The 695-nt window shown below is 55.0% G+C and carries 1 protein-coding gene; it reads right to left on the reverse strand.

What is annotated here, in order from left to right:
• Positions 1-29 precede the first annotated feature (29 nt).
• Positions 30-212 carry a hypothetical protein gene (locus tag ACXJ7R_RS35395; protein ID WP_457155840.1) on the reverse strand — a complete coding sequence of 61 codons (183 nt, stop codon included), beginning with the start codon at positions 210-212 and terminating at the stop codon, positions 30-32.
• Between the last annotated feature and the right edge of the window lie 483 nt (positions 213-695).

Here is a 695-nt window from a genome sequence, read left to right on the forward strand (position 1 = left end):
GATCTCGCCGAAGGTGAACCGCTGAGATTTTAGCTGCCCCCTGCCTTGCTGAATACAACAGTGCCATCATCTTTGCGAACTTCCACAGCTACGATACCGGACTTTCGATCGGTAAAGGTCGCTAGAGCGTAGTCCCGTGCCACTTTCTCCGCATCGAAGTGCGTCTTTTCAAGGATGCCCTGTTTCCCGTACCAGATCACCGTGTAGGCCACTGCTGCTATCCCCTTGTGGCTTCTTCATGAGCACTTATTCAATTCGCCGGATACGGCCCTTTTCGAGGTGGAACACTCCGGAGTTACCGCCTTGCTTCTCGAAGTCGGTCTGCAGTTCATCCCAGGTGCCGAGGTACTCTCCGCAATCATCGCAAACGATCGGGGTCTCCGGGCGAGCGTCGTGCGGGATTCTCAGCCGTATTGTGAGACAGTAGGGACATTCTAATCGGTGGTTGAGGTATTGTTTCTGGGACATCGCAATGGAGAATGCACAAGGCGGGGTAACCCTGCAAGGTGCCCCATAATTGCCCGCTTCTTTTTGGGTCGAATGCGGTCAATTCTTGATCTTACCAGATTGCTCAATCTCAGCCATCAGCCTGTTGAAGGCCGCGGCGTCGCCTCTTGCTGTGGCTGTCCCGTCCACCGATAGGATGACAGCCAGGAACGGAAAGCCGAGCATTGGCGGCCTGTAGACGGCGTATG

Source organism: Mesorhizobium sp. P5_C1 (assembly GCF_054049815.1).